Below are 10,254 nucleotides of genomic sequence, written 5' to 3' on the forward strand. Positions count from 1 at the left end.
GTCGCTCTTTGTTGAACTGTATTGGTCGTTACTACCTCATTTCGTTCGCCCCGACTGATAGCGCGTAGATATTTATTGAGCTGAGTAGAATAAATCTTTTCACAACAAGAACTCGTTTAAAATTTATAGCAATTTTTATCTATTAAGGGTGAGAAGTGCAATTGCTTTCGTTGAGGGCTACTATCTGTAAAGTGGACTCGCTAATTCCAAACGTTTGCTCTAATTGAGTTTGCAACTGCAAGAGCAGACTATCTCGCTCTTGAGCGTTTAGAGATTCCACAACTAAATGAGCGCATAGCGCCACTTGCCCAGAGGTAATCGTCCAGACGTGTAGCCTTTCTACTTGTTGGACGCAAGCGTTTGCACTTAGAATAGCTTCAACCTTAGCTACATCGACAGTCGAGGGAGCGTATTCCATCAGAATTCTCAAGCTATCCCAAACGAGCGGCAAAGCACTCAGACAAATGAGACAGGCTACGAACAAACTGGCGATAGCATCTGCCAAAAACCAATTGAACCAATAAACTACTATTGCTGCTAGAATTACGCCGAAAAAGCTGGCGACATCGGCAATCACATGGAGGAAAGCACCCCGTAGATTCAGGTCCCGATCGCTGTCTTCGTGCAGTAAGCTGACAAGCAAGCTATTAATTGCCAAGCCCAGTGCCGCTACAATCAGTGTGGGTAAGGCTAAAACTGGTTCTGGAGCTTGGAATCGCTCAATCGCTCTCCAGGCTACGAGAACGGCGATCGCGATCAGGATCGCTCCATTCATCAGTGCCACTAAAATCTCTAGCCTTCGATACCCAAAAGTAGCCTGACCTGCGGCTGGACGCTGTGCTAAAGAAGCTGCTATTAACGCTGCTCCCAACGTAAAGATATCCAAAAGCATATGCCCTGCAACTGCTAGCAGTGACAGACTATGAGTCCAGAACCCAACTGTCAGTTCCACTAGCAACAAGCTACTCCGCGATCCCAGGACAATCCAGAGTCGCCGTACCTTTTGCTTTGCGTATGCGACTTCTGCATCACTCTGATGGGAGTGCTTGCACTCAGGAGCAATTGCAGGGCGATAAATATCAGAATGTTCCTTCACTAGCCAAATCTGAGGATTAAGAATGTTTTTTGGGAGTCAACACAGATAAAGCTTTGGGGATAATACGAAATTGAGCCGTATGTGGGTAGATTGAATGACAATCTTCGCGATCGTGACTATAGCGATCGTAGCCATGATGCTCACTGTGGGGATTGTAATCGTGATGCCTATTGTGATGACGATCGCCGCAAACATCATCGCGATCGCGATCGTCATCACAATAGTTCTCTGAAAATATGACCCAATCCCATTTTTCAACCTCCGTAAGTCGATGAAGAATTTTTCTGTTTGACTATTTCCTGGCTAATTCCCTCTCAGAACTCTGCTGGCGTTTAAGATGGCAAGCAAAGCCACACCCACATCAGCAAAAACGGCTTCCCATAAAGTCGCCAAACCGAAAGCTCCTAGCAAAATAAATACACCTTTGACTGACATAGCCAGAATGATATTTTGCCAAACAATTTGACGTGTCTTTTTGCCAGTCTTGATTGCCTCAGCTACCTTTGACGGCGCATCGGTCATAATCACTACGTCCGCAGTTTCGATCGCCGCATCAGAACCTAATCCTCCCATTGCCATGCCCACGTCAGCCCTGGCAATTACTGGAGCATCGTTAATTCCATCACCGACAAACACAACTTTATTATTTTTTCTAGATTGTAAGATTAGTTTCTCGATTGCCTCAACTTTATCTTCGGGTAGTAGCTCAGCATAGTAGGAGTCTAAACCAAGATTTTGCGCCACCCGCTCGGCTACGGCTCGATTATCTCCCGTCAACATGACGGTTTGCTCGACCCCCTGTTTCTTCAGGGCTTGAATTGCTTCAAACGCATCGTCTTTGAGTTCGTCAGCGATCGCAATGTATCCAGCGTAGCGCTTGTTTACAGCTAGATGTACGACAGTACCCTCTATATTGCACCGATCGTGGGAAATATTTTCTCGGTGCAGCAGGCGGTCATTTCCGGCAATAACTAACCGATTTCGGACTAGAGCGCGGATGCCATGACCGGCAATTTCTTCGTAAGCCTCAACTTGGGAATCGTCAATTTTTTTTCCATACGCTTCTCGGATAGATTCAGCCACGGGATGGTTGGAGTGAGACTCTACCTCGGCTGCCAGTTGAAGTAGCTCGTCTTGAGTGAATCCATTTTTTGGCACGATCTGCGCTACTTTAAACACGCCCTTAGTCAGCGTTCCTGTTTTGTCAAACACTACCGTCTTGACCCTAGTTAAGGCATCTAAAAAGGTAGAGCCTTTGACCAAAATTCCGCGCTTGGCAGCACCCCCAACACCACCGAAGTAGCCGAGTGGAATGCTAATTACGAGTCCACAAGGACAGGAAATCACCAACAAGATCAGGGCACGATAAATCCATTGGTATCGGTCTGCGCCTGCAATCAATAAAGGAGGAAGTATCGCCACCCCCAGAGAAAGAAAAACGACAACTGGGGTGTAGTACCTAGCGAACTGAGTAATAAACTTCTCCGATTCGGATTTCTTGCTGGTGGCATTCTGCACCAAATCCAAAATTTTGGATACGGAAGACTCACCAAATAGTTTGCTCACCTCGATCGTGAGAACGCCAGTCTTATTAATCATGCCCGCCAAAACTGAGTCTCCAGCTTTCGCAGTTCGCGGCACTGATTCTCCAGTTAAAGCAGAGGTATCGAGCTGAGCTTCACCCTCTACGATCTTGCCGTCCAAGGGAATCTTTTCCCCTGGCTTGACAATGATGATGTCCCCTACAGCTACTTCATCTGGCGATACTTTTTTGACTTCGCCATTCGCCTTCAAGTTGGCATAGTCAGGGCGGAACTCCAACAGAGACTTAATCGATCTCTTAGAGCGACCGACAGCAAATTCCTGAAATAATTCGCCCACCCTGAAAAACAACATCACCGCTACGGCTTCTGGTAGTAGATGAATCGCGATCGCCCCTAGCGTCGCTATAGTCATCAAAAAATTCTCATCAAATACTCGACCTCGGAGGATATTGCGTCCAGCGCTCGTCAAGACATTCCAGCCACTCAAGAGATAGGCAGGGATGAAAACCAAATACTCGCCGACTGAGTATGGCGTACTGTGCAGTTGCTTTTCAAAAATCAAACCGAGGGTAAATAAAATAACTACTAAGATAACCGGAGCTATTTCCGCCTTTAGGTTAAACTCTCCGTCGCCATGACTGTGACCGTGGTCGCGGTCGTCGTGACCGTGCTGATGCTCGTCACCAGCGCAGCTGGAGCAGCCCGAATGGTTTGAACTTGGCTTTGGCACGATGTTTCCTCGCTTTAGACGAATAAAAAAATAATGAATATCTGAACAGTAATTCAAATTTATTTTTTATTCTACACTCTCGTACTCTTAAATGTGCAGAAATTGCTGCGAGTCATGCTCAGTTTGTTAATTCAAATTCAGAATGAAAACTATTATCACTTTCACCCACAACTAATAGAGTGAGAATCATTAACAAGAGGAACGAGTTTTTAAGAATGATTCTAATTTTCACCGAAAATGTGACTAAGTACAGTTAAATTTGTCTTCATTGTTGGAAAGAGAGTTATTAAAGTTATTAGAGTTGAGAACGTAGACTATTTTGCTCCAGATTCCGAGCGCTCCAAAGTTGGGGAGATCGATCCGATGTACGCCCATATTTATAAGGAAATAGAGTAAAGCCTCCTTTTAGGCTAAACTAATAAGTTGCTGAAATTTCAAGTAGCTTGGAGGTTTTATGGTCTAGGTCTAGGTCTAGGTGGTTGGAAAAACAGGTTGGGCGAATTTACGCTAGCTAATCTAACTATAATGTTCCCATCTTTACTTCAGATGTATCAAGTTTGGGCAAGAGCGAACGCCCGCTAGATTCAAAGCTTTTGAGAGGAGTGTTTAGCTAAAAAATTACTACAATAAACTCTTGACAATTTATGCAATATTGCTTATACCATAATGCTGAATAAACTTGCCTAAACGAACGCAAAGAATGAATAAAGTAGCGGCTATTTCCATGCTGGCAGCCAGTCACATCTTAGGAGGATACACTAACTCTGTTCGACAAAAAAATAAGTGGCGGGTGCGAACTGCTGCTGTAACGATTGGTTTAGTCGTTTCAACAGGAGTTTCTAGCCTTTTGATGATTCAACAAAGCGATCGCGCGTTGGCAGTTAAACTAACAAGCAACGAACCAACGGTCAGTGCTATTCCTATTGGATCTGAAGTACCCCGACGCAAGAGTATAGGTTTAAGCGAACCAGAAGCAGCGAGATCGCGATCGCCATATAACCTGCACGTCCAAAAGCTACGCGTGGATGTTGAGAAACTACAACAGAAATACTCGACTCAAAGCGCATTTGTGCCGAAGTCAAGTGAAGGTAGTACTTTAGTCGCGCCTCTCCAACCGATCGCCCCTAGCAAAGCAGCTAGTTTTACTGGAGAACTGAATTTTCTACGGCATCTTAATTCGTCAGCCGAGCGATCGATTAAGCCAAAATTTCTTGCAGCTCAAGTGCCTGACGCTCCAAAGCCAGCTATAAAAGCTCGGCATTCAACTCCAGCCAATACCACTACTCCTAAATCAAGTTCTAGTGTAGTAACAGCACCCATAGTAGGTTTAGACACTTCAGGAACGCTTGATGTACTTAAAGGACAGCAGGTTTCTCCAGGTTTACCGCCTTTGGGTGCAGTAGATACTTACTTGCCCAAACCTTTCGAGACTTCAACCCCCTCTAAGTATTACGCTTGGCCCGCAAAAGGCAGCGTGACTTCTAACTATGGCTGGCGCTGGGGACGGATGCATCAGGGAATTGACATCGCCGCCGCTGTAGGAATGCCAATTTTCGCCTCAGCTCCAGGTGTTGTAGTCAAGGCAGGCTGGAATTCTGGCGGCTACGGCAATCTAGTGGAGATCCAGCATAGTAATGGCAGTCTGACTCGTTACGCTCATAATCAACGGGTTTTGGTTCGGGTCGGGCAGCAAGTTGGGCAAGGTCAACAGATCGCTCAAATGGGTAGCACTGGTCGGAGTAGTGGACCGCACAGCCACTTTGAGTTGCATCTCCAGGGCAAGGGGGTAGTCAATCCCATTGCTTACCTACCGCGTCAAGTTCGTGTATGACCTCGTTGAAGCCGTTTCCTCATCGATCTGCCTCCTGGTTTACGACGGGGATGGTTGGAGTATTTTTGCTGTCAATATTCCTGCGATTTTGGGGACTAAGCCGATTTAACACTCTAGTCTTTGATGAGATTTACTACGTTAAATTTGCCAACAACTACTTAACCCATACTCCCTTCTTTGACGGTCATCCACCCCTAAGTAAATACCTGATTGCGATTGGGATGTGGATTGGCAGTCATCTTCCATTTGGACGCGATTCACTTAATAGCTTCAGCGGTTCTCTCCGTTCCAGTTGGAGCTACCGTTGGTTGAATGCCCTCACTGGCTCTTTTATTCCTTTAGTTGTAGCGGGAATTGCTTATCAGTTGAGTTCTCGGCGCAGTTATGCTTTCATCGCTGCTCTGTTTGCCGCTGCTGATGGCTTGTTTCTGGTTGAGTCTCGCTATGCTTTGAATAACGTCTATTTAGTGATTTTTGGGCTGTTGGGACAGTGGTTTTTGTTACTGGGATTAAAGCATCAAGGCAGGAGGCGTAATTTCTGGTTAACTCTTGCGGGCATTGGATTTGGAGCTTCAGCCTCTGTCAAGTGGAACGGCTTATGGTTTTTGCTAGGGGCTTATTTAATCTGGATAGTAGCGTGGGTGATGCGGTACGTGCAGTCCTTTCGCCGCTCGGACTCAACACAGCACGAACAGGCTCAGATGCATACTCCCTTGGTATATCTTACCCAACTGAATATTTGGCACGTTCTGTTTTATTTAGCAATTATCCCTGCTCTGTTTTACAGCATCGAATGGATTCCTCATCTACAACTCAACCCTAAATCTGGATTCTGGGAATTACACCGACAGATTTTGCAGTACCACCAACGAATTGGCGATGGCTCAAAGGTTCATCCTTACTGCTCTGACTGGTACACTTGGCTTTTGATGCTGCGACCAGTGGCGTACTTTTATGGGACGGCTCGGAATATTACCGAACCGCTCCCAGTGATGGGTCCTCCTCTGCCAGTGGGTGCGGGAAAAGTTATTTATGACGTACACGCTTTGGGAAATCCGGCTTTATGGTGGCTATCAACTGCTGCTATTCTGTTTTTAGCGTGGGTGCTAGCCCAACGAATCTGGTTCTGGGCAACTCCTTCCCAAGGAGCGAACGCTTCAAAGTTCGGGGGCGGTTGGCAAGTGGTTGATGCCTGGGTTGCGCTCTATTTTATTTTAAACTACGCTGCTAATTTGTTGCCTTGGACGAGGGTGACTCGCTGTACTTTTCTTTACCACTACATGAGTGCATATATCTTTGCGATGTTAGCACTTGCCTGGTTGGTCGATCGCTGGCTGCAAAGTTATCGGCTGGGACTTCGAGCTGTAGGAGTTACCTTTATCTTGCTAATTTTACTAGCCTTTGTCTTTTGGATGCCAGTCTATCTCGGTCTTCCTTTGTCTTCTGAAGGCTATCAACTCCGAATGCTCAACTTCAGTTCCAAGTGGCTGCCCCATTGGATCTAGAGATCTACAAAATTTAACGACGATCCGCGCGATCGCTTCAATCTAGTGTTACTCCAAATTCCCCTATCTTTCGCACTACAAATGCGAGCGCACAGAGAAACCCAAAACCTACAAACCCTGCCAAAGGATTTTGATTGATTCCCGTCGCCCATTCTGGAACTTGATTAGTGTAAGTTATCCAATCCGATACGTCAACTAAGTAATAACCCCAAACCAATCCAGCGTGAAGTCCAATAGCAAATCCTAAGCGTTCTTGGTGTACCTGCCTTGCCCATCCCAAGGTCAACCCTAACAGTAGCAGTCCTGGAAAACTCGGCAACGTGCGGACAATTTCTGTCCAAGGTTTAATAAAGTGTAGTGCTGCATAGATCGTGCTACTAATCCACACAGCTCTCTTAAAGTTACAGTTCCAACGCAGTTCGTCAATCAGCCAACCTCGGAAGAGCAATTCTTCAGCAACTCCCACACCTAATCCAACTAGTAAACCTTCCAACCCAAATGAGAGTTGGATTCTAGGGAGAGGTTGCCAAATTAACCATCCCATCCAACCCTCGAAGAGAAAAAGAGCAAAAAGGCTAATGAAGCCAATTCCCAGAGCTGTCAAGAGTTCAAGTCCATTTTGGCGGGTTCTGACTAGTCCATGATACCGAAGTGGCTGAGATTGGCGATGGACTCTCCTGCCCCAGATCTGCAATAACCAGACAAACTCAACGTATAGAATCAACAGAGCGATCGTACTGCTGGTATTAACTGTTCTCCATACCCAGTAGATGGGAATAGCAACAGGTAGCCACAGCAACATTAGTACCAGCAGAAAAAGGCTGATTCTGGCTGGAACAGGATAGGAAGCAATTTTTGAGTATGGAATTGGCATCAAACTGACTTGTCTCCAGCCATAGACTCGACTAGATCGGGAAAACGTACTAAAACAGACAACAAAGGCAACGAATAGCCCTGCTATTGCATCTACCTAAAATCGACTAAGGAAAAGACTGCCAAGGCATAGAACACAATACCAATAGAGCTAGAAACATCTTCCCGATCGCAACCGTTACTTTCTGCTTTTTTCATCTATCTTGCTAAACTCAAATTTCTCTTTAATTAAAGTATACCCATGCATTTAGACAATTTTCGTGAAAAAGATAGAGCCTTGCAAGTCCATGTTTCAACTAATCTTCAATATTTCCGTAATAGTTGTATTATCAATATTAATCTTGAAGTAAAGGCGTAACTTGAAAAATTTTCTATTTTGCAACAAATTTCATCCCAGTTTCATCTTGTTTTTCATATAATAAAGTTTCATCACTTACACCTCATGCTTAGCTTAGTTTCAGGCTTTTAGTTTACGAGCTTAAAAGCCTGAATTTTTATCACGACAAGAATGAAGTCAAGGTCATCATCCAGAAAAACTAGCTTCATCCCCCGATCTATCCTTCGGACTATAGGAAAGATTAGACAGGCATTCGACCCACAAGCAGAATCAAAGCTAGTTGAAGAGTTTCGCGCTGCCACTCAGCAAAGTGCGCTTATATCCATTCGTTTTTTGTTAATTCTGATTGTAGTTCCCGTGCTAATAAACCAACTCTCTAGAAATTTTGTAATTAGCCCATTAGTTAAAGCTTTATGGAACAAAGAGGAAGTAGTATCCTTCTTAAACTCTTCTTAGGAAGAAAGAGCTTTAGCCGAGCTTAAAAAATTAGAGCAAGCAATTTATTTTGAGTTTCGTCTAAATAAAACTCCAAGACTATCTGCTGAATATTTACGAAAGAAACTCAAAGAAAAAGCTATTAGCTTGGTTAAAAAGTATAAAAACGAAAGTTTTGTTGCTATAGTAAATGTTTTTTGTAAATTTGCTTTCAGTCTTCACATTCGTTATGATAATTGTGACTAATAAACAGTAGCTTGAAAGGTGATTTAAAGCGTTTTGGTTTTCCAGAGAATAAAGGTTTTATTTTTTTATTCATTGCTACTGTTCCCGTGATTGCAGACACTATTTTTAAGTATTGGATTTTTCGCTACCTCAATCGCTCTTCTCCATCAGCAGTAGCAACTTATCACAATATGAACGAATAATTATTTCAAATAGATGTGTTGTCAAAGTAGTTAATGTTTTTCATGAAAAACAAACTTTTACTTTTTAAGTTAGCGTATGTTCTTTTGATTCAGTTGTTATTCCAAGGTGTCAGGAAAAAATGAAGATCGAGAAGCATACTAAAACTCATTCCTTAAGATCGTGGAAGCAAAAATTTTACGACTACACGGGAGAAAGATTAAATTGGTTTTCTTTAATTGTACGCTTGCAAGGTTCAATTATTTCAACTATTCTCCCTTGGATATTTTTCTTTAGCGTTTATAGCTTTGCAATTGCATTACTTTATTATGAAAAAATCCATATAACTTTACCAAAAATCGATGGTATCCCTAATGTGGTGTTAAGTTTTAATCTCGTCTTGAGTTTGTTATTAATATTTCGGACTAATACAGCTTACGAGCGCTTTTGGGAAGGACGTAAGCTGTGGGGAAACTTAGTCAATACCGTTCGGAATTTGAATCGAGGAATTTGGATAATAATTAAAGAACGAGAAGCGGCAGATCGAGAGGAAAAAAAGGCAGCGATGCGGTTGGTGGTTGCTTTCGCGATCGCCATGAAGTTACATTTGCGCCGCGATCCTGTAAATGAAGAGTTACTTTCACTAATGTCCACCTCGGAATATTCAAAGTTACAAAATACAGACCATCCACCGCTAGAGATTACGTTCTGGCTGGGAGAATATTTACAGCATCAGTACGATTCTCAGTCAATCGATGTTTATCAACTAAATGCTTTGCAGAAATTGCTAGATGAGTTAGTGAATATTTTGGGCGGTTGCGAACGAATTTCAAAAACACCAATGCCTTTGAGTTATGCAATTTATTTGAGGCAGCTAGTCGTGTTGTACTGTTTAATCTTACCTGTTGAATTAGTAAGTGGCTTGACTTGGTGGACGACTCCGGTCATGATTTTTATCAGTTTTATTTTATTTGGAATTGAAGAAATTGGCTCCGAGCTGGAAAATCCTTTTGGACACAATCCAAATGACCTACCATTAGGCGTGATTTGTCACACAATACTTTACAATACTGAAAATATCATTGCAGTTAATGCAAATAGCAACCGCTTTTTTAGAACAGATAATACATTTAGACCGTAGAGGGAAACTGTAAACGCTATTTGCTTAAAAAAGCATAGTTATTCAGCCTCAAAACATTTGTTATTCACAATATTGCTGCTACAGACACGATACTCCCATGCTTACCACCGTAAAAACCACTCAAACAGACACTGACCTCGTTCGTATTTACCTACGTGAAATTGGTCGCGTACCGCTGCTAACTCACGAGCAAGAAATTTTTTATGGCAAACAGGTACAGCGAGCGATCGCTTTGCAGTTAGTGAAAGATTCGCTCACCAAGCAGCTAGGTCGAGAACCGACGCTTGATGAATGGGCAAAAGCTTCAGGAATATTAGATTGTACTCAGCTAACTAAAGCGATCGCCGATGGTGAGAA

General features: G+C 43.5%; 9 protein-coding genes and 1 pseudogene. 7 read left to right on the top strand and 3 right to left on the bottom strand.

Annotated elements, in window-relative coordinates; genetic code table 11:
• Positions 1–142 precede the first annotated feature (142 nt).
• Positions 143–1,096, bottom strand: a complete 954-nt coding sequence (locus H6G17_RS28055; RefSeq protein WP_192161841.1) for a cation diffusion facilitator family transporter — start codon at positions 1,094–1,096, stop codon at positions 143–145.
• 94 nt (positions 1,097–1,190) lie between these two features.
• On the opposite strand from H6G17_RS28055, the gene H6G17_RS28060 reads away from it, so the two are divergent.
• Positions 1,191–1,328: a hypothetical protein gene (locus H6G17_RS28060; RefSeq protein WP_192161842.1), complete on the top strand. Its 138-nt coding sequence runs from the start codon at positions 1,191–1,193 to the stop codon at positions 1,326–1,328.
• Positions 1,329–1,399: 71 nt separating this feature from the next.
• Here H6G17_RS28060 and H6G17_RS28065 read toward each other — a convergent pair whose 3' ends face one another.
• Positions 1,400–3,370 (bottom strand): heavy metal translocating P-type ATPase, encoded by a 1,971-nt coding sequence (locus H6G17_RS28065; protein WP_192161843.1) that lies wholly within the window; start codon positions 3,368–3,370, stop codon positions 1,400–1,402.
• 700 nt (positions 3,371–4,070) lie between these two features.
• On the opposite strand from H6G17_RS28065, the gene H6G17_RS28070 reads away from it, so the two are divergent.
• On the top strand, positions 4,071–5,201 hold the full coding sequence (locus H6G17_RS28070; RefSeq protein WP_192161844.1) for a M23 family metallopeptidase: 1,131 nt from the start codon (positions 4,071–4,073) through the stop codon (positions 5,199–5,201).
• Positions 5,198–6,706 carry a phospholipid carrier-dependent glycosyltransferase gene (locus tag H6G17_RS28075; RefSeq protein ID WP_192161845.1) on the top strand — a complete coding sequence of 503 codons (1,509 nt, stop codon included), beginning with the start codon at positions 5,198–5,200 and terminating at the stop codon, positions 6,704–6,706. The genes H6G17_RS28070 and H6G17_RS28075 overlap by 4 nt, the downstream gene beginning before the upstream one ends.
• 37 nt (positions 6,707–6,743) lie before the next feature.
• Here H6G17_RS28075 and H6G17_RS28080 read toward each other — a convergent pair whose 3' ends face one another.
• Positions 6,744–7,580 (bottom strand): CPBP family intramembrane glutamic endopeptidase, encoded by an 837-nt coding sequence (locus H6G17_RS28080; RefSeq protein ID WP_192161846.1) that lies wholly within the window; start codon positions 7,578–7,580, stop codon positions 6,744–6,746.
• Between the two features lie 507 nt (positions 7,581–8,087).
• Here H6G17_RS28080 and H6G17_RS34905 point away from each other — a divergent pair.
• From H6G17_RS34905 to H6G17_RS28095, 4 genes and pseudogenes are all read left to right on the top strand, one after another.
• A pseudogene (locus tag H6G17_RS34905) lies at positions 8,088–8,597 on the top strand (hypothetical protein).
• An 11-nt stretch (positions 8,598–8,608) separates the two neighbouring features.
• Positions 8,609–8,779: a hypothetical protein gene (locus tag H6G17_RS34910; protein ID WP_199317060.1), complete on the top strand. Its 171-nt coding sequence runs from the start codon at positions 8,609–8,611 to the stop codon at positions 8,777–8,779.
• 119 nt (positions 8,780–8,898) lie between these two features.
• Positions 8,899–9,897 (top strand): bestrophin family ion channel, encoded by a 999-nt coding sequence (locus H6G17_RS28090; RefSeq protein ID WP_192161847.1) that lies wholly within the window; start codon positions 8,899–8,901, stop codon positions 9,895–9,897.
• A gap of 97 nt (positions 9,898–9,994) precedes the next feature.
• Positions 9,995–10,254, top strand: a 260-nt coding sequence (locus H6G17_RS28095) for a sigma-70 factor domain-containing protein (protein ID WP_277876099.1), incomplete at its 3' end; no start/stop codon positions are given.

The sequence above is a fragment of the Chroococcidiopsis sp. [FACHB-1243] genome, from assembly GCF_014696895.1.
Lineage (GTDB): Bacteria > Cyanobacteriota > Cyanobacteriia > Cyanobacteriales > Chroococcidiopsidaceae > Chroococcidiopsis.